Source organism: Rhodophyticola sp. (assembly GCF_965284195.1).
Classification (GTDB): domain Bacteria; phylum Pseudomonadota; class Alphaproteobacteria; order Rhodobacterales; family Rhodobacteraceae; genus Rhodophyticola.
The window spans coordinates 2,186,958-2,208,880 of sequence record NZ_CBDIRM010000001.1 but is presented as its reverse complement, the minus strand read 5'-3'; the positions used below and the strand labels follow the sequence as shown (position 1 = coordinate 2,208,880).

General features: G+C 65.4%; 22 protein-coding genes. 13 read left to right on the top strand and 9 right to left on the bottom strand.

Going from position 1 to position 21,923, the window contains the following annotated elements:
* Positions 1–99: 99 nt before the first annotated feature.
* The 5 genes from ACQ651_RS11030 to ACQ651_RS11010 are packed head-to-tail and all read right to left on the bottom strand — an operon-like array spanning position 100 to position 4,144.
* Positions 100–621 carry a GAF domain-containing protein gene (locus ACQ651_RS11030; protein ID WP_430449289.1) on the bottom strand — a complete coding sequence of 174 codons (522 nt, stop codon included), beginning with the start codon at positions 619–621 and terminating at the stop codon, positions 100–102.
* A 22-nt stretch (positions 622–643) separates the two neighbouring features.
* Positions 644–1,378 carry an ABC transporter ATP-binding protein gene (locus ACQ651_RS11025; RefSeq protein ID WP_430449288.1) on the bottom strand — a complete coding sequence of 245 codons (735 nt, stop codon included), beginning with the start codon at positions 1,376–1,378 and terminating at the stop codon, positions 644–646.
* Complete coding sequence (locus ACQ651_RS11020) at positions 1,375–2,202, bottom strand: ABC transporter ATP-binding protein (protein WP_227284979.1); 828 nt, start codon at positions 2,200–2,202, stop codon at positions 1,375–1,377. Before ACQ651_RS11020 ends, ACQ651_RS11025 begins: the two co-directional genes overlap by 4 nt.
* Entirely contained in the window at positions 2,199–3,101 is a 903-nt protein-coding gene (gene nikC, locus ACQ651_RS11015; protein WP_227284978.1) for a nickel transporter permease, read from the bottom strand. Before nikC ends, ACQ651_RS11020 begins: the two co-directional genes overlap by 4 nt.
* Complete coding sequence (locus ACQ651_RS11010; RefSeq protein ID WP_430449287.1) at positions 3,101–4,144, bottom strand: ABC transporter permease; 1,044 nt, start codon at positions 4,142–4,144, stop codon at positions 3,101–3,103. Before ACQ651_RS11010 ends, nikC begins: the two co-directional genes overlap by 1 nt.
* Before the next feature lie 124 nt (positions 4,145–4,268).
* Between ACQ651_RS11010 and ACQ651_RS11005 the strand changes: the two genes are divergently transcribed.
* The 10 genes from ACQ651_RS11005 to ACQ651_RS10960 all read left to right on the top strand — a co-directional run bounded on the left by ACQ651_RS11005 (position 4,269) and on the right by ACQ651_RS10960 (position 15,412).
* Positions 4,269–4,886 carry a helix-turn-helix domain-containing protein gene (locus ACQ651_RS11005; protein ID WP_227284976.1) on the top strand — a complete coding sequence of 206 codons (618 nt, stop codon included), beginning with the start codon at positions 4,269–4,271 and terminating at the stop codon, positions 4,884–4,886.
* A gap of 25 nt (positions 4,887–4,911) precedes the next feature.
* Entirely contained in the window at positions 4,912–6,501 is a 1,590-nt protein-coding gene (locus tag ACQ651_RS11000) for an ABC transporter substrate-binding protein (protein WP_430449286.1), read from the top strand.
* Positions 6,502–6,797: 296 nt separating this feature from the next.
* Complete coding sequence (locus ACQ651_RS10995; protein WP_430449285.1) at positions 6,798–7,949, top strand: MHYT domain-containing protein; 1,152 nt, start codon at positions 6,798–6,800, stop codon at positions 7,947–7,949.
* 167 nt (positions 7,950–8,116) lie between these two features.
* Positions 8,117–8,971, top strand: a complete 855-nt coding sequence (locus ACQ651_RS10990) for an FAD binding domain-containing protein (protein WP_227284973.1) — start codon at positions 8,117–8,119, stop codon at positions 8,969–8,971.
* Positions 8,972–8,983: 12 nt separating this feature from the next.
* Positions 8,984–9,475 (top strand): (2Fe-2S)-binding protein, encoded by a 492-nt coding sequence (locus ACQ651_RS10985; RefSeq protein ID WP_375551774.1) that lies wholly within the window; start codon positions 8,984–8,986, stop codon positions 9,473–9,475.
* Positions 9,472–11,892, top strand: a complete 2,421-nt coding sequence (locus ACQ651_RS10980) for an aerobic carbon-monoxide dehydrogenase large subunit (protein WP_430449284.1) — start codon at positions 9,472–9,474, stop codon at positions 11,890–11,892. Before ACQ651_RS10985 ends, ACQ651_RS10980 begins: the two co-directional genes overlap by 4 nt.
* Before the next feature lie 45 nt (positions 11,893–11,937).
* Positions 11,938–12,816 (top strand): AAA family ATPase, encoded by an 879-nt coding sequence (locus ACQ651_RS10975; RefSeq protein WP_227284970.1) that lies wholly within the window; start codon positions 11,938–11,940, stop codon positions 12,814–12,816.
* A gap of 9 nt (positions 12,817–12,825) precedes the next feature.
* Positions 12,826–14,013 (top strand): vWA domain-containing protein, encoded by a 1,188-nt coding sequence (locus ACQ651_RS10970; RefSeq protein ID WP_430449283.1) that lies wholly within the window; start codon positions 12,826–12,828, stop codon positions 14,011–14,013.
* Entirely contained in the window at positions 14,010–14,843 is an 834-nt protein-coding gene (locus ACQ651_RS10965; protein ID WP_430449282.1) for an XdhC family protein, read from the top strand. The genes ACQ651_RS10970 and ACQ651_RS10965 overlap by 4 nt, the downstream gene beginning before the upstream one ends.
* A 116-nt stretch (positions 14,844–14,959) precedes the next feature.
* Positions 14,960–15,412, top strand: coding sequence for an SRPBCC family protein (locus ACQ651_RS10960; RefSeq protein WP_430449281.1), 453 nt, complete (start codon positions 14,960–14,962; stop codon positions 15,410–15,412).
* A gap of 41 nt (positions 15,413–15,453) precedes the next feature.
* Here ACQ651_RS10960 and ACQ651_RS10955 read toward each other — a convergent pair whose 3' ends face one another.
* The 3 genes from ACQ651_RS10955 to ACQ651_RS10945 are packed head-to-tail and all read right to left on the bottom strand — an operon-like array spanning position 15,454 to position 18,191.
* Positions 15,454–16,242: a heme ABC transporter ATP-binding protein gene (locus ACQ651_RS10955; RefSeq protein WP_227284966.1), complete on the bottom strand. Its 789-nt coding sequence runs from the start codon at positions 16,240–16,242 to the stop codon at positions 15,454–15,456.
* A 5-nt stretch (positions 16,243–16,247) separates the two neighbouring features.
* The gene (locus ACQ651_RS10950; protein WP_430449280.1) at positions 16,248–17,327 is read right to left on the bottom strand and encodes a FecCD family ABC transporter permease; all 1,080 of its coding nucleotides are present in this window, start codon (positions 17,325–17,327) and stop codon (positions 16,248–16,250) included.
* Positions 17,328–17,333: 6 nt separating this feature from the next.
* Positions 17,334–18,191: a heme/hemin ABC transporter substrate-binding protein gene (locus ACQ651_RS10945; RefSeq protein WP_375551782.1), complete on the bottom strand. Its 858-nt coding sequence runs from the start codon at positions 18,189–18,191 to the stop codon at positions 17,334–17,336.
* A 342-nt stretch (positions 18,192–18,533) separates the two neighbouring features.
* Between ACQ651_RS10945 and ACQ651_RS10940 the strand changes: the two genes are divergently transcribed.
* On the top strand, positions 18,534–19,073 hold the full coding sequence (locus tag ACQ651_RS10940) for an Hsp20/alpha crystallin family protein (protein ID WP_375551783.1): 540 nt from the start codon (positions 18,534–18,536) through the stop codon (positions 19,071–19,073).
* A gap of 69 nt (positions 19,074–19,142) precedes the next feature.
* Complete coding sequence (locus ACQ651_RS10935) at positions 19,143–19,559, top strand: CBS domain-containing protein (RefSeq protein ID WP_227284962.1); 417 nt, start codon at positions 19,143–19,145, stop codon at positions 19,557–19,559.
* Here ACQ651_RS10935 and ACQ651_RS10930 read toward each other — a convergent pair.
* Entirely contained in the window at positions 19,556–20,284 is a 729-nt protein-coding gene (locus tag ACQ651_RS10930) for a Crp/Fnr family transcriptional regulator (protein WP_227284961.1), read from the bottom strand. The genes ACQ651_RS10935 and ACQ651_RS10930 overlap by 4 nt on opposite strands.
* Before the next feature lie 595 nt (positions 20,285–20,879).
* Here ACQ651_RS10930 and ACQ651_RS10925 point away from each other — a divergent pair.
* Positions 20,880–21,902 carry a BMP family lipoprotein gene (locus ACQ651_RS10925; protein WP_430449279.1) on the top strand — a complete coding sequence of 341 codons (1,023 nt, stop codon included), beginning with the start codon at positions 20,880–20,882 and terminating at the stop codon, positions 21,900–21,902.
* The last annotated feature ends 21 nt before the right edge of the window (positions 21,903–21,923 follow it).

Sequence of the window (21,923 nt, the reverse complement as noted above, 5' to 3'; positions counted from 1 at the left end):
GGTCAAGCCTGTGCGCTTCGGCCGGATTTGTCCAATCCCGATTCGGTGATCATGCCCACCGCATGCAGCGCCCGGCGCCCGTCCGGGCCGTTCCCGGCGCTATCGGACGGTGGAGGAGAGATGCCGCGCGGCAAGCATGGCCGTCAGCGCGGGCAGGGCCAGCCCGTCGGCGAGGCGCGTCACCCGGTCGGGGGTGAAAAACCCCTCCCCATCCAGCAGGTTGACGGTCGCCAGGATCTCCCCGCCCGCCACGACCGGCAGATTGAGGACAGATGCGCATCCGAGGGAGCCGATCAACTCATGATCGGGGAAAACCCTGGCGATATCGCTGAGGGTGTTGGCAACGAAGCATTCATGCCGGCCCTGAACGATATCGAACCACTCATTTCGGACAATCGGCTTGGTGCCGGAGACCGGATAGGCACCGGGCATGTTCGTGTAAGCGCGCCGCGCCAGCCCTGCGCTTTCATCTACGGTCATCACTGTCCACAGGCGCACGGGCAGTATCGCGTTGCTAAAGGCATGCAGCGCCGCGAACACGGCCGGCGCATTTCTGGCCGTGGCCAGATCGGCAAGGAAAATGCGCTCGGCGGCGCGATCTGAACCGGGGTCGAATGGCATGCTTGTCTGGTCCTTTGCCTGCTCAGGCGCCGCCGCTGGCGGCATAGAGTTTCTGTGTATAGGGGTCGCGGAACGCCCCGTCGTGCAGGGCCGTGGCGGGCGCGATTTCCACGATCCGGCCCTTGTTCATCACCGCCATCCGTTCGCAGAGGAAACTGACCACCGGCAGATTATGGGTGACCATCAGATAGGTCAGACCGCGCTCCCTGCGCAACCGTTTGAGGAGATTCAAGATCTCGGCCTGCACGCTGACATCCAGCGCGCTGGTGGGTTCGTCCAGCAGCATCACCTGCGGCTCCAGCATCAGCGCGCGCGCAATCGCGACCCGCTGGCGCTGCCCGCCCGAAAGCTGGTGCGGGTAGCGAAACCGGAACCGCCGGTCGAGCCCGACATCGGCCAGCGCCTGTTCGACCCTGGCGTCCTGTCCGCCGATCCGGTGGATCGTCAGAGGTTCCGACAGCACCGCGTCCACCGTCTTGCGCGGATGGAGCGAGCCGTAAGGGTCCTGAAACACCATCTGGCAGTGCCGCGCCAGCGTCCGGTCGGGCCGGTGGCTGCCGGGCTGGCCCAGCACCTCGATCCGGCCGGTCCATTCGGGCGCGAGCCCAGCAATCGCCTTCAGCACCGTCGATTTGCCCGATCCGCTTTCGCCGACCAGTGCAAAGCTTTCGCCTGCCGCGACCTCGAAGCTGACATCGTGGACGACGCGCTGCCCGTCATAGGCGATATCGACATGGCTGAGTGAAATCGCGGTCATGTGCCTGCCCATGCGCTGCGATCCATCACCGGCAGTTCATCGCGGGTTTCATGCATCCGCGGGACCGCGGCCAGAAGCCCCTTGGTATAGGGGTGGCTCGCGGCATGCAGGTCGCCGGCATCGCAGGTTTCCACCATGCGGCCGGCATTCATCACCAGTATCCGGTCGCAATACCGCGCCACCAGCGGCAGATCATGGCTGATCAGGATCAGGCCCATGCCGTGATCGCGCACCAGATCGTCGATCAGGCGCAGCACATCGCCCTGCACGCTGACATCCAGCGCGCTGGTCGGCTCGTCGGCGATCAGAAGGCTCGGGCGCGGGATCAGCATCATCGCGATCATCACCCGCTGGCCCATCCCGCCGGACACCTCATGGGGGTAAAGCCGCGCCACCCGGTCCGGATCGTCGATGCGCACGGCCTCCAGCATATCGCGGACCCGCGCGCGCATGTCGCGGCGCGGCAGGCGTTCATGGACCCGCAGCGCCTCTTCGATCTGGGTGCCGACGGTCATCACCGGGTTCAGCGAATAGCGCGGATCCTGCATGATCATGGAGATCCGCGCCCCGCGCAGCGCCCGCATGTCCCGTTCACCAAGGCTGGTCAGATCCTGCCCCTCGAAGCTCAGCCGCCCCTCCACGCGCCCGGGCGGGCGGATCAGGCGCAGGATCGCCCGCCCGGTCATCGACTTGCCTGACCCGCTTTCGCCCACGATCCCAAGCCGTTCCCGCCCAAGCTCGAAGGACAGGCCATCGACCACATTCACACGGCCCCGCGAGGTGGGGAAGCTGACGACGAGGTTTTCGACCGACAGAAGGGTCATGATTTCCCCTCCGATTTCGGGTCCAGCACGTCGCGCAGTCCGTCGCCCAGAAAGCAGAAGCCGAGCGAGACGATGATGATCGCAAAGCCCGGCATGGTCGCGACCCACCATTGATCGAGGATGAAGCTGCGCCCGCGGGAGATCATTGCGCCCCATTCCGGCAGCGGCGGCTGCGCGCCCAGCCCGAGAAAGCCCAGCCCGGCGGCGGTCAGGATGATGCCCGCCATGTCGAGCGTGACCCGGATGATCATCGAGGAGGTGCAAAGCGGCAGGATGTGCCGCGCGATCAGACGGCTGTGCGAGGCGCCCAGAAGCCGGGTGGCGGCAACGAATTCGGAGTTGCGAATGGTCAGCGTTTCGGCGCGTGCGATGCGGGCATAGGCGGGCCAGGTGGTGATCGCGATCGCAATGATCGCGTTCTCGATCCCCGGGCCGAGTGCGGCGGCAAAGGCCAGCGCCAGGATCAGCTTGGGCATCGACAGGAACACATCCGTGATCCCCATCAGCACCCGGTCCGTCCAGCCGCCGAAATAGCCCGAGACGGCCCCGATCAGAAGACCCAGAGGCGCCGAGATCACTGCCACCAGACCGACGATCAGCAGGGTGATCCGCGCGCCATAGACCACGCGGGAAAAGATATCCCGGCCAAGCTCGTCCGTGCCCATCCAGTGCTCCGCCGAGGGCGGCAGAAGCCGGTTCGACAGATCCTGCCCCACGGGGCTTTCGGGTGCGATCCAGGGGGCGAAGATCGCCGTCAGGATCAGGCCGATGATGATCAGCGCGCCCACCACCGCCAGCGGATTGCGCAGCAGATCCAGCGTCACGCGATAGGCCCGGCCCGCGGCGGCCTGCCCCCGCGATTTCGGGCTGTCATCCAGAAGCCAGGCTTGCACGGTCATCACCGGCTCCTCGGGTCGAGCACGCGGTAGAGCACGTCCGACACCTTGTTGATGACGATGAAGACCGCCCCGATGACCAGCGTTGCCCCCAGAACCGCGTTCATGTCGGCGTTGAACAGCGCCGTGGTCAGGTAATTGCCGATGCCGGGCCAGGAAAACACCGTCTCGATCATCACCGAGCCTTCCAGCAGCCCCGCATAGGACAGGCCGATGACCGTGATCAGCGGCACCCGGATCGCGCCGAAGGCATGGACCCAGATCACCCGCCATTCGGGCACGCCCTTGACCCGCGCGGTGGTGATGTATTCCTGGCTGAGCTGATCCAGCATGAAGGAGCGCGTCATCCGCGCGATATAGGCAAGCGAGAAGACGCCGAGGATCGTGGCCGGCAGGATGATATGCGACACCGCACTGCGGAACACGTCCCAGTCGCCGTCCAGCAGGCTGTCGACCGTCAGAAGACCGGTGACCGTGGGTGTGATGCCGTCATAGAAGATATCGACCCGCCCCGGGCCCGAGACCCAGCCAAGGCCCGCATAAAACACCGCCAGCCCGACCAGGCCCAGCCAGAACGCGGGCACCGAATAGCCCAGAAGCGCGAAGACACGGATCACCTGATCGGTCCAGCGGCCCTGATGGGCGGCGGCCAGAACGCCGGCCGGCACGCCCAGACCGATACCGATGAAAATTCCGATGGTGGCCATTTCGAGCGTGGCCGGGAAGACCCGGGCCAGATCCTCGGCGACGGGCCGGTTTGTCGACACCGACATGCCCAGATCGAACCGCAGCACATCGAGCACGTAGCTGCCGAACTGCACGATCAAGGGCCGGTCGAGCCCCATGGCCACGCGCGCGGCCTCGTACTGCTCGGCCGTCGCGCGGTCGCCGACAATGGCCAGCACCGGGTCGATCGGCACGACGCGCCCGATGAAGAAGGTGAGTGCCAGAAGGCCCAGAAAGGTCAGCGCGACCACGAACACGAACCGCAGGATCGCGGCCACCGGGCCTGCGAATGCGATCTGTCCCTGACGCTCGACAATCATCCTGCACGGCCCTTCGCATGACGGGCTCCGACCCGCTGTTTCATCGCAGGTGCCACATTCCGCTTGGTTTTGGCAAATAGTTTTGCTTAGATCAAAAAAATTATGATCGGGAAGGGGGGTGGCCATGTCGCGGCCGAAGCCGAAGAACGACCCCAATCTGGGCGCCCTGATCCGCAAGCGGCGCAAGCAGCTGGATCTGACATTGCAGGCGCTCTGCGACGATGCGGGCCTGTCCGTGGGGTATCTGAGCCAGGTGGAGCGGGGGCAGGCCACGCCATCGCTCGGGACGCTGGCACAGATCGCGCAGGGTCTGCACGTGGGGCTGGAATACTTCATCGCGACGCCGAAGCCCGCCGACAGCCTGTCCCGCTCGGGTGCGCGGCCGCAATTCTCGATCGATGGCTCCTCGATCCTCTACGAGTCGCTCGGCACGGAGTTCCCGGGCGCGGAGCTGTCCTGCTACCTTCTGCACGTGCCGCCGGGCTATGCCTCCGAAACCGTCAGCCACGAGGGGGAGGAGATCGTTTTCCTGCTGGAGGGGGAGATCACCCAGACGCTCGGCGGGCAGACCTTCATTCTTCAGCAGGGCGACAGCCTGCATTACAGCGGCGCGACGCCCCATTCCTGGTCGAACGAAACCGATCGCACCACCCGCCTTCTGTGGACCGGCACTTTGTCGGTCCTGCAACGCAAAGGTGCCGTGAAACTACCTGAAATGACGCCGGCCAATATCAATGGCTAGAGACAAACAACGGAGGTTGACCCCAATGAAACTACTGAAACCCGCGCTTCTGGCGGCGGTTCTGGCGCTGCCGCTTGCCGTGCCTGCCGCGCAGGCGGACACGCCGGCCGAATTGCTGGTCGTGGCGCAGAACATCGACGATATCGTCGCCATCGACCCGGCTCAGGCCTATGAGTTCACTTCCGGTGAACTGGTCACCAACACCTATGACCGTCTGGTGCAGTACGATGCGGAGGATACCACCGTTCTGGCCCCGGGCCTTGCCACCGATTGGGCAATCGACGCGGAGGCCAAGACCATCACCTTCACCATGCGTGACGGGGTGACGTTCCATTCCGGCAACCCGGTGCGCGCCGACGATGTGGCGTTTTCCTTCGCGCGCGTCGTTCAGTTGAACCTGACGCCCGCATTCATCCTGACGCAGCTTGGCTGGACGCCTGAAAACGTGGGCGAGATGGTCACGGCCGACGGCAATACCGTCACCGTGCGCTATGACGGCGATTTCAGCCCGGCCTTCGTGATGAACGTGCTGGCATCGCGCCCGGCCTCCATCGTCGACGAGCTGACGGTGATGGCAAACGAGGTCGATGGCGACATGGGCAATGCGTGGCTCAACGCCAATACCGCAGGCACCGGGCCCTTCACGCTGACGGCGTTCCGCCCGGCGGAGCTGATCCGGATGGAGGCCAACCCGGCCTATTTCAACGGCGCGCCCGCGATCGAGGGCGTGATCATCCGCCATGTGGCCGAAAGCGCCACGCAGCAGCTTTTGCTGGAATCCGGTGACGTGGATATCGCGCGCAACCTGACACCCGATCAGGTCGCCTCGCTGGAAGGGGAGGGGCTCCGCGTGGAAACCTTCCCGCAGGCCGCCGTCCATTTCCTGTCCTTCAATCAGGCGGTTGAAAGCCTGACCCCGCCCGCCGTCTGGGAGGCCGCGCGGTACCTTGTGGATTATGAGGGCATGACCAACTCGATCATCGCCGGGCAGATGGAAGTGCATCAGGCGTTCTGGCCCGAAGGCTTTCCCGGCGCGCTGACCGATACGCCCTACAGCTACGACCCGGAGCGGGCGGCGCAGATCCTGGCGGATGCCGGGGTGGAGCTGCCGATCACCGTGTCGCTCGATGTGATCAACGCCGCGCCGTTTACCGACATGGCGCAATCGATCCAGGCGAGTTTTGCCGAAGCGGGGATCAACTTCGAGATCCTGCCCGGCACCGGTAGCCAGGTGATCACCCGGTATCGCGAACGCAGCCACGAGGCGATGCTGCTTTACTGGGGTCCCGACTTCATGGATCCGCATTCGAACGCCAAGGCGTTCGCCTACAACTCGGACAACAGCCAGGATGCCTATGCCGCCACCACCACCTGGCGGAATTCCTGGGCCGTTCCCAGCGAGATGAACGAGATGACGACCGCGGCGCTGACCGAACCGGACCCTGCCGCACGGGAAGAGATGTATCTGGAGCTTCAGCGCCGGGTGCAGGAAGGCTCCCCCATCGTGATCATGTTCCAGGCGTCCTATCAGGTGGCGATGGACGACGCTGTCAGCGGTTACGTCAACGGCGCGACCTCCGATTTTGTCTTCTACCGGCTTGTCGAGAAAAGCTGATCTGGAAACCGGTCGCCGGCCTCTCGGGGGCGGCGGCCGTATCTTTGCGGGCCGTCCGGAACGGATGGCTCCGGCCTCGCTTCAGGCGTCTGCCCGCGGGCCGGGCACGCCGCTGGGATCGGCGCAGGCCCCTGGTTCCGCCCGGCCCCGTGCCGCACCGTGCATGGGCCGGCATCCCGACACACACGTCGTTCCCGCAACATCCATCCGCTGCCGCTTCTTGACGTGCACGCGCGTTGCGGTGGCCCTGTCGGCGCGCTAACACTACCGGCCAAGGGCAGGACACGAAGTCTCCAATGCTGGAACATGGTCATAATCCCTATCTGGTTGCCGCATCGCTTGCCATCGCGCTGATGTCGGGGTTCACGGGGCTGTCCCTGACCCGGGGCGCGTCGGGCATGGAGGTCGCGCGCCGCAAGCTGGTGGTCAGCATGTCGGCGGTGGCGCTCGGCGGCGGCATCTGGTCGATGCATTTCGTCGCCATGCTGGGTATGCAACTGCCCGTACAGTTCTACTACGACGCGCTGACGACGATGGTGTCGGCGCTGGTGGCGATCCTCTTGACCGGTATCGCGCTTCTGTTCGTGCATTTCGGCCCGCGCACCCCGGGGCGGATCACGTTGGCGGGGGCCTGTGTCGGCATCGGCATCCCGGCCATGCATTACATCGGCATGTCGGGTATCCGGATCGTTCAGCCGGTCTATTCGCAAACGGGCGTCGGCGTCGCGCTTGCCTCGTCTCTGGTGCTCGGCATCGCGTCCTTCTGGGTCTGCTACGGCAAGCGGGAGGCGCGCAACATCGTCTATGGAACCATCGGGTTCGGGCTCAGCGTCTTCGCGGTTCATTTCATTGCCATGGCGGGCACGCATTTCACGCATGTGGATGGGGCGGAGGCGTCCAGCCTGCGGCTCAGCAACGAGGTGCTGGCCTTCGGTGTCACGCTCTCCGCCTTCGCGATTGCGGGGGCGTTCCTGCTGATGGGGGTGACCTTCGGCCTGCCGTTCAGGGGGGCGGCGCCCGCCGCCCCGCTGCCGGACGTGGCACCTGCACCACCCGCCACCCCGCCCGAAGCGGAGCCGGAGCCGGAGCGGGAGCCGGAGACGCAGGCTCTGGCCGCGGGCCGGATCCCCTATGAGAAAGAAGGGCGGATCTATTTCGTTCCCGAGGAGGAGGTGGCCGCAGTCCGGGCCGAGGGGCATTACACCTTTCTCTATCATCGGGCCGGGCGGCTGTTCTGCCCGTGGTCGATTTCCCAGGTGGAGGAGCGCGTCGCCGACCCGCATTTCCTCAGATGTCATCGCAGCTATCTGATCAATTCGCGCTTCGTGACCGGGTTCGAGCGGAAGAAGGACAATGGCGTGTGTTACTTCGATGAGGGGTTGCCGCTGGACAAGGCGCCGGTCAGCCGGTCCTATCTGAAGTCGGTTCGGGAGAAGCTGGGCGTCTGATAGGCCCGTTCCCGTCGCGGGCAGGGGTTCAACACCGGCCTTGCGCGTTTCGTGCGCCATATTCGCATTTCGTGCGCAGACCCATGCATTTCAGGCCCGGACGCTAGAGCAGTTCGGCCTCTCCCCGTTGTATGCATCCGGATACCGGCGTTTTGGGAGGACCGCACGTGATACCACCATCATTTGAATATCATCGACCGACGGATGTCGCGGGCGCTCTGGCGGTGCTGGCCGAGCATGGCGATGACGCCCGCGTTCTGGCCGGGGGGCACAGCCTGATCCCGATGATGAAGCTGCGCATGGCCGACGTGCCGCATCTGATCGACCTGCAGGATGTGGCGGCGCTGAAAGGGATCGAGATCGCCGGCGATCAGATCACCATCGGCGCGATGACCACCCAGCATGAGCTGATCGCCAGCGACGCGCTGCATGCCGCCGCCCCGATCATTCGCGAGGCCGCCTTGCAGATCGCCGATCCGCAGGTGCGCTACATGGGCACCATCGGCGGCAATGTGGCCAATGGCGATCCGGGCAATGACATGCCGGGCCTGATGCAATGTCTGGACGCGCGGTTCACCCTGGAAGGGGCCGACGGCACGCGCACGGTCGCGGCGCGCAGCTTCTACGAGGCCGCCTATATGACCGACCGGGATGACGAGGAGATCCTGACGCATATCAGCTTTGCGGCGCCCAGGGGCGGCTACGCCTATGAAAAGCAGAAACGCAAGATCGGCGATTATGCGACCGCTGCCTGTGCCGCGCTGATCGAGCGGGAAGGCGACAAGGTGGCGTCGGCGTCGGTGGCGATGACCAATCTCAGCGACATACCCGTCTTCTCCGAAGCGGCAGCCGCGGCCCTTGCAGGCAGCGCGTGCGATGATGCCGCGGTGAAGGCCGCCGTTGCCGCCGCGTTGGAGGATATCGACCCGACCGAAGACAATCGCGGGCCCGTCGAATTCAAGATGCACGTGGCCGGGATCATCATTTCCCGCGCCATCCAGCGCGCCTGGTCCAGGGCGTAGGAGAAACCGAAGATGACAAAACAAATCGTGGAAATGACGGTCAACGGCGAAACCCGGGAGGTTATGGTCGAACCGCGCGAATTGCTGATCTATGTGCTGCGCGAACAGCTGCGCCTGACCGGGCCGCATGTCGGCTGTGAGACATCCCATTGCGGGGCCTGCACCGTGGAAATCAACGGCAAGTCGGTCAAATCCTGCACCATGTTCGCGGTGCAGGCACAGGGCGCCGAAATCACGACGATCGAGGGTCTGGGCTCGCCTGACGGGCTGCATGTCCTGCAGGAAAGCTTCAAGGAACATCACGGGCTGCAATGCGGCTATTGCACGCCGGGCATGATCACCCGGGCGCACCGTCTGTTGCAGGAGAACCCGAACCCGACCGAGGAAGAGGTGCGGTTCGGCATGGCGGGCAATATCTGCCGCTGCACCGGCTATCAGAACATCGTGAAATCCATTCTGGCGGCCGCGGCGGAAATCAACAGCGCATCGGAGGCGGCACAATGAACGATTTGACACCGGATCGCGATGAACGCGTCGCCAATCTCAAGGGTCTGGGCTGCTCGCGCAAGCGGGTCGAGGATGCGAGATTTACCCAAGGCAAGGGCAATTACATCGACGATATCAGCCTGCCGGGCATGCTGCACGGGGATTTCGTGCGCTCGCCTTATGCCCATGCGCGCGTGAAATCGATCAATACCGATGCCGCCATGGCGCTGGATGGCGTGGTTGCCGTGCTGACAGCCAAGGATCTGGAGCCCCTGTCGCTGCATTGGATGCCGACGTTGGCGGGCGACAAGCAGATGGTACTTGCCGATGGCAAGGTTCTGTTCCAGGGCCAGGAGGTCGCCTTTGTCGTGGCGCGCGACCGCTACATCGCCGCCGACGCGGTCGAACTGGTCGAGGTCGAGTATGAGGAACTGCCCGTTCTCGTGGACCCGTTCGAGGCGCTGAAATCCGATGTGGTGCTGCGCGAGGATCTCGATGGCCAGACCGAGGGCGCGCATGGCCCCCGCAAGCATCACAATCACATCTTCACATGGGAAGTGGGCGACGAAGCCGGCACGAATGCCGTGATCGGCGATGCCTATGTGGTGGCCGAGGAAACGATGTATTATCACCGCACCCACCCCTGTCCGCTGGAGCCCTGCGGGTGTCTGGCGAGCATGGACAAGGTGAACGGCAAGCTGACGCTTTACGGGACCTTTCAGGCCCCCCATGTGGTGCGCACCGTCGCCTCGCTCCTGTCGGGGATCGAGGAGCACAACATCCGCGTCGTCTCGCCCGATATCGGGGGCGGTTTCGGCAACAAGGTCGGTGTCTATCCCGGCTATGTCTGCTCCATCGTGGCCTCCATCGTGACCGGCGTGCCGGTGAAATGGGTCGAAGACCGGATGGAGAACCTGATGACCACCGCCTTCGCGCGGGATTACTGGATGAAGGGCCGGATCAGCGCTACCAGGGATGGCAAGATCACCGGGCTGCATTGCCATGTGACGGCGGATCACGGTGCGTTCGATGCCTGCGCGGACCCCACCAAATTCCCGGCCGGGTTCATGAATATCTGCACCGGCTCCTATGACATTCCCATCGCCTATCTGGGCGTGGATGGCGTCTATACCAACAAGGCGCCGGGCGGCGTGTCCTACCGCTGTTCGTTCCGCGTGACCGAGGCGGTCTATTTCATCGAGCGGATGATCGAGGTTCTGGCGATCGAGCTGAACATGGATGCCGCCGAACTGCGCCGGATCAACTTCATCCGGAAGGAGCAGTTCCCCTATCAGTCCGCGCTTGGCTGGGAATATGACAGCGGGGATTATCACACCGCATGGGACAAGGCGTTGGCGGCCGTCGATTATGACGGTCTGCGCAAGGAACAGGCGGACCGGGTCGAGGCGTTCAGACGCGGCGAGACGCGCACGCTCATGGGCATCGGTCTGTCGTTCTTCACCGAGATCGTCGGTGCGGGCCCGGTCAAGAACTGCGACATCCTTGGCATGGGCATGTTCGACAGTTGCGAGATCCGCATCCACCCCACCGGCAGCGCGATTGCGCGGCTTGGCACGATTTCCCAGGGGCAGGGGCATGCGACCACTTTCGCGCAGATCCTCGCCTCCGAAATCGGCATCCCCGCCGACAGCATCACGATCGAGGAGGGGGACACCGATACCGCGCCCTACGGGCTTGGCACCTACGGGTCCCGCTCCACGCCCGTCGCCGGTGCGGCGACGGCCATGGCCGGTCGCAAGATCCGCGCCAAGGCCCAGATGATTGCGGCCTATCTGCTGGAGGTCCATGACGACGACGTCGAATTCGACGTCGACCGTTTCGTGGTCAAGGGCGCGCCGGAACGGTTCAAGACCATGAGCGAGATCGCCTATGCCGCCTATAATCAGGCGATACCGGGGGTGGAGCCGGGGCTGGAAGCGGTCAGCTATTACGACCCGCCCAACATGACCTACCCGTTCGGGGCCTATGTCTGCGTCATGGATATCGACGTGGACACCGGCGTGACCGATATCCGGCGTTTCTACGCGCTGGACGATTGCGGCACCCGGATCAACCCGATGGTCATCGAAGGCCAGATCCATGGCGGCCTGACCGAAGCGCTGGCCGTCGCGATGGGGCAGGAGATCGCCTATGACGACATGGGCAATGTCAAGACCGGGACGCTGATGGATTTCTTCCTGCCCACCGCCTGGGAAGTGCCGAATTACGAGACCGATCACACGGTCACGCCCAGCCCGCATCACCCGATCGGGGCCAAGGGTGTGGGCGAAAGCCCCCATGTGGGCGGCGTGCCGTGTTTCTCCAACGCGGTGCAGGATGCGTTCCGCCCGTTTGGCCTGCGCCACACGAACATGCCGCACGATCATTGGCGGATCTGGAAAACGGCCAATGGTCTCGGCCTGCATGATACATGATGAAAGGGCGGGGCGCCGGATCACAGCGCGCCCCGCACAGACCCGATGACAGCCTGGACCGATCTTCAAGCGGATCTTGCGCGCACCGGCTATGTCGCTTCGGACGATCTGGCCATGGCGCTGCATATCGCCACCTCTCTGGGGCGCCCCCTGCTGCTGGAGGGGGCCGCGGGCGTCGGCAAGACCGAGATTTCCCGCGCCCTGGCCAGCGTCCGGGGGGCGGAGCTGATCCGCCTGCAATGCTACGAGGGGCTGGATGCAAGCCAGGCCATCTACGAGTGGAACTATCAACGCCAGCTTCTGTCGATCCGTGCCGCCTCCGAGGCGGGGGAGACGGGGGCCGTGGTCGAGGCGCGGATCTTCTCTGAGGAGTATCTGCTGGAGCGGCCGCTTCTGAAGGCGATCCGGCAGGCAACGCCCCCGGTTCTGCTGATCGACGAGATCGATCGGGCCGACGAGGAATTCGAGGCCTATCTGCTGGAGGTCCTCTCCGATTTCCAGATCACCATCCCCGAGCTTGGCACCATCGTCGCCACCTCGCGCCCGATGGTCGTGTTGACCGCCAATGGCACCCGCGATCTGTCCGACGCGCTGCGCCGGCGCTGCATCTATTGCCACGTGGATTATCCCGACCGGCAGACGGAACTGGCGATCCTCGCCAGCCGCTGCCCGGGCATCGAGGCGCAACTGGGCGCGCAGATCATCGGCTTCGTGCAGAAGCTGCGCGAGGAGGAGTTGGAGAAGGTGCCCGGCGTCGCCGAAATGCTGGATTTCGCTGCCGCCCTGGGCGGGTTGGGCATCAAGGATCTGAGCGACGATCCGGCGGCGTTGCAGGCAGCACTTGTGACGCTTCTGAAGACCCAGGCCGACCGCGCCGCGATCCCGATCGAGGTGGCCGCGCGGATCGCGGGGAAAGCCGCATGAGCGCGACCGATGAGTAGGATCACCCGCTTCACCGCCGCCGATCCGGGCCCCGCCGCCCGGGTCTCGGGCTTCATGGCGCATCTGCGCGACCACGGCTTTCATCTGGGCGTGGCCGAAACCGATACCGCCCTGCACGCCCTGACCTTCGTCAATCCGACCCGGCCGATGGATGCCCGGCTGGCCCTGAAAGCTGTCTGCGCCGGATCGGCGGAAACCGCGGCCGAGTTCGATCTGCTGTTCGATGCGTACTGGATGGCCGAGGGGCGCGTGCGCCACAAGATCATCCCGTCCGCCCATGCGGAGACCCCCCAGAATACAAGGACGACCCGCACCGACGACACGCGCGGGACCGATGGCGCGGGCCGCATCCATGCGCCCGAAGACGGCGCGGAGGATGGCGAAACCCATGCCGAGGGGACCGGCCGGTTGATCGCGTCCGGCATGCGGAACCTGATGAAGAAAGACCTGCGCGAGATGGTGTCGAGCGACGATATCCGCGCCGCCGAGCAGGTGGCCATCCGGCTGGGGCGCGCGCTCAGGGATCGCCGGTCGCGCCGGCGGAGAGCCGCGCGCGCCGGGCGCGCCATCGACCTGCGCCGCACGATCCGCCACAGCCTGTCCAGCGGTGGCGAGCCGCTTCGCCTTGCCAGACGGACCCGGCCCGACCGGCCCCTGAAGATCGTGGCGCTTTGCGATGTCTCCGGCTCGATGATGAATTACGCGCGGCCCTTTCTGGCCTTTCTGGCTGGCCTCATGCGCGCCGATGGCGCCAGCGACGCCTATCTGTTTCACACCCGGCTGGTCCGGATCACCGAGGCGTTGCGGGACGATGACCCGCTGCGCGCGCTGAACCGGATCACGCTTCTGGCAGATGGCTTTGGCGGCGGCTCCAGAATTGGCGCGACGCTTGAGCAATTCGCCAGAGGATATGCGCGCAAGTTCGTCGATGGCCGGAGCGTCGTTCTGATCCTGTCGGATGGTTACGACAGCGATGCGCCCGAGGTGATGGAGGCCGCATTGGCCCGGCTGAAACGGCGCGGGTGCCGGATCATCTGGCTGAACCCGCTGAAGGGCTGGAAGGACTATGCGCCCGTCGCCCGCGGGATGGCGGCGGCTCTGCTCTATCTGGACGATTTCGCCGCCGCCACGACCCTTGCCGATCTGGCGGCGCTGGAACAGCGATTGGCCCGGCTATGACCTTGTCGGCCACGGAATATGCTCGGCTTGAGGCCAAGATGCAGGCGCTGAAGGCCGCGGGCGTGCCCTTCGCGATGGCCACGGTCGTGCGCACGGTCGATGCGACCTCGGCCAAGCCGGGGGGCAAGGCCCTGCTGGACCGGCAGGGCACGATCCTGATGGGCTGGGTCGGGGGCGGCTGCGCGCGCGGCGCGGTGGGCAAGGCCGCGCGCGAGGCGATAGAGACCGGCGCGCCGCAGCTCATTTCGCTCCGCCCGCAGGAGTTGCTGGAGACCGAGGGGCTGACCGCGGGGGACATGCGCGACGGGGTGCGGTTCGCCCGGAACGGTTGCCCCTCGAAGGGCACGATGGATGTGTTCGTGGAGCCGGTCCTGCCGCTGCCCGATCTGGTGATCTTCGGCACCGGGCTGGTGGCGATGGCGCTGGCCGATCTGGGCGGGCGGCTCGATTTCAAGGTCACGCTTTGCGGGGCCGATGGCGCGGAGATCGACCCGGGCCTTGCCCGGCATGTGACCCCGGATTTCGAGGTCGCCGCCGATGGTTTCGTCGTGGTCGCCACGCAGGGGCAGGGCGATCTGGCCGCCCTGCGGGCCGCCGTGACGGGCGATGCCGCCTATGTCAGCTTTGTCGGGAGCCGCCGGAAATTCGCCTCCCTTGTGGAGAAGTTGCAGGCCGAAGACGCACGTCTTGTGCCGCATCTGGCCCGTGTTCATGCGCCGGCGGGTCTTGATATCAACGCCATCACGCCCGAGGAGATCGCGCTGTCCGTGCTGGCGCAGATCACGTCGCTGCGTCGCAGCCGCGCCGTGCGGAAGGGCGGCGATGTGTAGCGTGCCCGCCACAAGGGCCCCGGCGATGGCCGGGCCTCCCCCGATGACGCCGCCGGTGGCTTGCGACCGCCCGGCCCTGATCCAGCTTCCCTGTTGCCAGACGAAAGAGACCTGAAATGGACCTGAAAGACGAGATCGTTATCAATGCCCCGCAAGCGGTGGTCTATGCCGCGCTGAACGATGCGGAGATCCTGAAAGACTGCATTCCGGGATGCGAGGAACTGATCAAGCATTCCGACACCGAGCTTGAGGCCAAGGTGGTGCTGAAGGTCGGCCCGGTGAAGGCCCGGTTCAACGGCACCGTCACGCTCAGCCCCGACAACCCGCCCGAACGGTTTTCGCTGACCGGGGAGGGCAATGGCGGTGCCGCGGGGTTTGCCAGGGGCGGCGCGCAGGTGGACTTGGCCGAACATCCCGAAGGCACGCTTTTGCGCTACGACGCCCATGCGGATATCGGCGGCAAACTGGCCCAGCTTGGCAGTCGCCTGATACATGGGACGGCGAAAAAGCTCGCGGCGAAATTCTTCAAGAACTTGGCCGACCGGGTGGGCGCCAACGAAGCGGCCTGAAAACACGGGTCTGATCCCGGCCCGGCGCTCGGTCCCGGAGATCAGCCGCCGGGGGCGGAGGCCGCTTGCGGCAGAACGAAGGGGATGTCGCCGTCCGGTGCCACCCCGACCTGCACCCGGCAGCCGTAGGCCGCCGACAGGATCCTGTCGGTCAGCACGTGCCGGGCGGGCCCCTGCGCCTCCAGCCGGCCCTGCACGAGCATCGCGACGGAGCCTGCGAACATCGCGGTCAGGTTCAGATCGTGCATCACCGCCACCACACCGCCGCCGGCGGCGGCGTAATCCGCCATCAGGCCCATCACCTCCAACTGGTGACCGATATCGAGGCTGGAGACCGGCTCGTCCAGAAACAGCCAGCGCGGGCCTTCCGGCCCCACCGGATCCCACACCTGCGTCAGCACACGGGCCAGTTGCACGCGCTGCTGCTCGCCGCCGGACAGCTCCTGATAAAACCGCCCTTCGAACCCGGCAAGGCCGACCCGCTCCAACGCTTCCGAGGCGCGGGTGGGCGGGGGCGGATCGGCGCAGGCCATCATGCCGAAACGTACGATTTCGAGCACCGTGAACGGAAAGGCGATGCGGCTGGCCTGCGGCAGGACCGCCCGGCGCGCGGCCAGATCCCAGCCCGGGATATGCGCGATATCGTCCCCGCCAAGCCGGACTTCGCCCTCATACGGCAATTCCTGAGTCATCGCGCGCAACAGCGTGGTCTTGCCCGACCCGTTCGGGCCGACGATCGCGGTGATCTGCCCCGGCTCCGCCCGGAAGTCGAGCCCGTTCAGAACCGGCGTGCCGGACAGGCTGACGCAGATATCGGTGGCGGTCAGCATCTGGCTCAGAGATCCAGAAGGCTGCGATTGCGCAGCAGGATCCAAAGGAAGAACGGTCCGCCAAGGGTGGCCGTGACGATCCCGATGGGCAGTTCGGCGGGTGCGATGATGCTGCGCGATATCATGTCCGCAAGGATCAGCAGGCTGGCGCCAAGCAGGGCCGCATTTGGCAGCAGATACCGGTGATCCGGTCCGATCATCAGGCGCAGCAGATGCGGCACCACGATGCCGATGAAGCCGATCCCGCCCGAGACGGCCACCGCCGCGCCGACCGCGGCCGCGACCGTCAGAATGGCGATGTTCTTCATGCGCTGAACGGGAATACCCAGATGCGCCGCCGCCGCTTCCCCAAGTGCCAGACCGTTCAGCGCACGGGCCAGAAACGGCGTGGCCGCCAGCGCCAGCACGATCAGCGGTCCGGCCACGAGTACCTTTTCCCACGTGGCGCCCGCAAGCGAGCCAAGCCCCCAGAAGGTCAGATCCCTGAGCTGCGCATCGTCGGCCATGTAGATCAGGATGCCGGACAGCGCGCCGGTCAGCGCGGCAAGGGCGATCCCGCCGAGAAGCATCACCGCCACGGAGGTCCGCCCCCGGCTCGTCGACAGCCGATAGAGCAGGATCGTCGTGAACCATCCGCCCAGAAAGGCCGCCACCGGCACGGTGTAGTAGCCAAGGCCCTCGCGCATCGCCAGCGGCATAAGCCCGCCCAGCACAATCGCCGAGATCGCGCCCAGCCCGGCGCCAGCGCTCACCCCGACCAGCCCGGGATCGGCCAGCGGATTGCGGAAAAGTCCCTGCATGACCGCGCCCGACACCGCCAGCGCCGCCCCCACCAGGATCCCCATGACAAGCCGGGGCAGGCGGATATCGAACAGGATGACGCTTTCCTGCAATGCGATCTGTTCGCCGCGCAGGATCTGCACCAGCGCCGTCCAGAGATTTGCGCCCGAGGCGCCCACCGTCAGGCTGATCGCCGAGATCACAAGCAGCAGGACCGTCAGGCCGGCCAGCATGCGCCCTGCCTGCCGTTGCCGGTCGCCGACCTGCCGGGGCGGGCTGCTCGATCGGGCGGGAACGAAGACCATGGGCGGCTAGCCGCGCGCGGCCTGAAACGCGCCGCTGAGCGCGCGAACCGCCTCCGGCGTGCGCGGGCCGAAGCCCAGAAGAAGCAGCCCGGGCTGCCGCACGATGGCATCCGTGCGTGCCGCCGGCGTCTGGCCAAGGGCCGGGTGGTCCAGCACATCGCGCCTGTCGGCGGCATGGTCGCCGGCGCCGTCCATCATCAGGATCACATCGGGTGCCGCCAGAAGCACGGCTTCCTCGCTCACCTGCCGATAGCCGTCGAACCCCTGCATCGCATTCACGCCGCCGGCCAGTTCGATGATCCCCTGCGCCCCTGTGCCGGCCCCGGCGGCCATGATCCTGCCCCCCTGCAACGACAGGATGAAGAGCACGCGCGGCGGGGTATCCATGCGGGCGGCCTCGATTGCGTCGGTCAGGTCCGCCTCCACCCGGTCGGCCAGCGTCGCGCCCTGCTCGGGCACGCCCAGCGCCTCGGCAATCGTCTCGATCTTGAGCCGGATCGCGGCGGCATCGTAGCCCTCGGGCACGGTAACGAAGGGAATTTCCGCGGCCTGCAAAACTTCGATCGCTTCCGCCGGGCCGCTGCCGTCGGTGGCGACGATCAGATCGGGCGCGACCGACAGAACGCCTTCGGGCGACAGCGACCGGACATAGCCCACGTCGGGCAGTTGCCGGGCTTCGGCGGGGAAGGTCGACGTCGTGTCGCGCGCCACGACCCGGTCCCCCTCGCCAAGCGCGTAGATGATCTCCGTGACGGCGCCGCCAAGCGACAGAACCCGCTCGACCTCCTCGGCCTTGGCCTGCGCGCAAGGCCAGGCCACGGTCATCGCCACCGCAAGCAGGGTTGCCTTCAGACCCGGAGCCATCGGAACCCGGGCGATTCCGGGCCACTGTGGCCCGACCATTCCATGCTGTGCCAAAACACCACCTTTTTTGCAGAAGTCCGGGAGAAACTGGCGCCACATCGGATGTGGTTTGGCTAGCGCGGGAGCATTGTCGCCCCTTTCTCTGAGTCTTTTACTCACCTATGGCGAGAGGAACAAGCGGGCCTTTTCGCAAGCGCGAAAAAAGGGGTGTCTCCGGGCGGTTTCGGCCGTGCGTCCGCTACCATGCGCCACGCGGATTATCGTCGGTTAATGCGGGGCGCGGCCAGCGGTGAGACGCTCGCATATCGAACAGATCGCAGTTCAGATGACGGAGGACACAAGATGGCTGAGAAATCTGAAACCACGGCGCCCGAGGCCCCGGATGCCGGGCAAGCCGCGCCCGCGAAACGCCGGCGCCGCCCGGTCTGGAATGTCCGCGACGAGCTCGAAGACCTGCTTGAAGGCCTTCAGAGCGGGTCGCTGTTCGGGGCCGGCTGGCAGCGGCGGGGGTTGGACATTCCGTTTCGCGGTCTGGCCTCCGTGCGCCCGACGCTCGATATCATCGACAAGGGAACGGAGATCAAGCTAGTCGCGGAACTGCCCGGCATGGCCGAGGAGGATATCGATCTGCGGGTCACCGACCACAGCCTGACGCTGCGTGGCGAGAAGACCGAAGAGGTCGAAGAGGGTGACGAAGATGGCGACTATTACGTCAACGAACGGCGCTTCGGCGCGTTCACGCGCACCGTGCAGCTTCCCGAAGGCGTCGACCATGACGGCATCAAGGCGCATTTCAAGAACGGCGTGCTGACGGTTCATCTGCCGAAGAAGCCGGAAGCGCAACAGACGGGCAGGAAAATTGCGGTCAAGGGCGCAGCCTGACCCGCGCCGATCCGCGTGCCGGGGTGCGGGGCGCACAGACCCGCCCCCATCTCTGATCGGAGGCGTCGCATGAAGGTTCTCGATATCATGACGGCGCCCCTGATCACCATATCGGTGGATTGTCCGGTCTCCCGGATCGCCGCCCGGATGGACGATCATGGCATCGGCGCGCTTCCGGTTGTGCAGGATGGCCGTCTGGCGGGCATCGTCACCGACCGCGATCTGGTGGTGCGGGTGATTTCCGGGTCGGGCTTCGCCAGCACGAAAACGGCGCAGGACATCATGACGCCGGGTGCATTCTGGTGCCGCGCGGATCATTCGGTGGAAACGCTGGCCGCCCTGATGGGCGATCATCAGGTGCGGCGCTTGCCGGTTCTCGACGGGCGCGATCGTCTGGTGGGCATGGTGTCGCTGGGCGACATCGCCGAACACGTGTCCGAGCGTCTCGCGGGCGAGGCGCTGGGCGAGATCGTCGAAGACCGCTAGGCGGCAGTCGGGGTGATCTCCTGTTCAAGCCGCTCCACATCGATCCCGGCGATCTCGGACAAGGCCGCAAGGTCCAGGATGCGGATGTCGATATGGTCGCTCGTTTCGATGATGTTGTGCCGCACGAGGCGACGCATGGTTCGGCACACATGAACCGATGAAAGGCCGGTATAATCGCCAATGGCTTTCTGGGTCAGCGGCAGATGAAAGGTCTCTTCCATGTCATGCCCGAGCGATCTGAGCCGGAGCGACAGCTCCAGAATGGCGAAGGCGATCCGCATCGGCGCGCTGCCCTTGCCCAGACGCAGCAGCCTTTCCGAGGTGCGGGCCTGGGCCGCGGCGCGGATCCGGCCAACGGCGCGGGCCAGATCGGGCGAAGCCTTGAGCATCGTCTGCCATGTGCGGACCGGCACGATCGAGACCCTGGCATCGGTGATCGCCTCCAGCGTCAGACCCACGGTCGTGCCGTCGCCGTTGGTCGCGTAAAGAATGTCGCCGGGCAGTATGAAATCGATGATCTGGGCCTCCCCGTCTTCGAAGGATTTCGAACTCGACAACCATCCGTCGACCACAAGGATCACCTTGTCGAATTCGTCACCATCCTGAAGAATCACGGTTCCGGCGCGGATCTGTTGCGCGGTTCGCGCGAATGTCCTGATCTGTTCGCTGGCCGCGCAGAGCGCCGTCATGCCGCCCTGGGCGCATCTTGTCTGGTCCTGCCACATTGTCGATCCCACCGCTGTCGGCGTCCCCGTATGCAAGCCACCGGAAACCCGCGCGAATCCACAGCTTCATGGCTTCTATAGCCGGTCGGAAAACGATGTTCCGGCGGCGCGGTCTTGTCGGGCGGCGATGTCAAGTCATGTGCACGTTTTCCAACCTTATCCCGCTTGTGGGATTCTGTCGACTGCGACAACTATTTCATATGCAAAAAACCGCTCCCCCGCCTGGCCGCGCTGCTCCCGCCCGTCGCGCCGATGGGTGGACCGGCCGGCACAGCGGCTGGATTAACCTGGATTAATGATCCCATTCTGCAGCGGCGCATACTCCGATCCAGGCAAGGGGGTGGCGGGCCATGCAGGGACTGCGTTGCGTTTCCGCGATCTCGCGCGGGCTCCCCGGTGGGGGGCGAACGGGGTCGGTAGACGGGGCTGTGAACCGGGTCTGTTCCGATCGGATCCAGCAAGTTCCGACACCACCGGCATCCATCGCTTTTCCGAACAGGTCTTTCGTGCATCACGCGGCCGGCCCCGACAGGGCGCCGCTCCGGAAGGATTTCAAGGTGGCCCCTGGGCCGCGATCAGAAGAAGGACAGATATCATGATATCGGACTATAGGCGCGCAGCCCTTGCCCTCGCGGTCGGATTGGGGCTTGCGCTCCCGGCCCACGCGTTCACCGCCTGCCAGGTGACCGATGTCGGCGGGATCGACGACAACAGCTTCAACCAGACCGCTTGGCAGGGTGTTCTCGACGCGCAGGATCAACTCGGGATCGACGCCCGCTTCCTCGAATCCCAGGCCGAGACCGATTACGAGGCCAATCTAAACTCGCTTCTGGGTGGCGATTGCGATGTCATCTTCACCATCGGTTTCCTGCTGGGCGATGCCACACAGGCCGCGGCGGAGGCGAACCCCGACCAGATGTTCTCGATTGTCGACTTCGCCTATGATCCGCCGCTGCCGAATGTGCTGGCGCAGGTCTATGCCACCGACGAGGCGGCCTTTCTGGCGGGCTATCTTGCCGCGGGCATGACGGAGACGGGGGTTCTGGGCGTCTTCGGCGGCATCAACATCCCGCCGGTCACGATCTTCATGGACGGGTTCGCCCATGGGGTGGCCTATTACAATGCCCAGAAGGGCACGGACATCACGGTGCTCGGATGGGATCCCGAAACGCGGGAAGGGTTGTTCACCAACAATTTCGACTCCCTCGATGACGGGCGCGCCTTCGCGCAGAACCTCTATGACGAAGGCGCCGATATCGTGTTGCCGGTTGCCGGCCCCGTGGGGCTGGGATCGGCGGCGCTGGCCAATGAACTGGGCGCTGAGGAGATGATGATCATCGGCGTGGATGCCGATCTCTACCGGACCGATCCCGAACGTGGACATGTCTATCTGACCTCGATCGTCAAACGCATGGACCGCACAGTTTTCGAGGTGATCGAAACCGCCATCGCCGGCGCGTTCGAGGGTGGCGTGATCGTCGGCAGCCTTGAAAACGGCGGCGTTGATCTGGCGCCGTTCCATGATTTCGCGGGTGCCGTGCCGCAGGAGTTGCAGGACGAACTGGCGCAGATCCGTGCAGGCATCACCGACGGCAGCATTCCGGTCGGCGGCGAGTAACAGCGGCGGTTCCGGACGGAT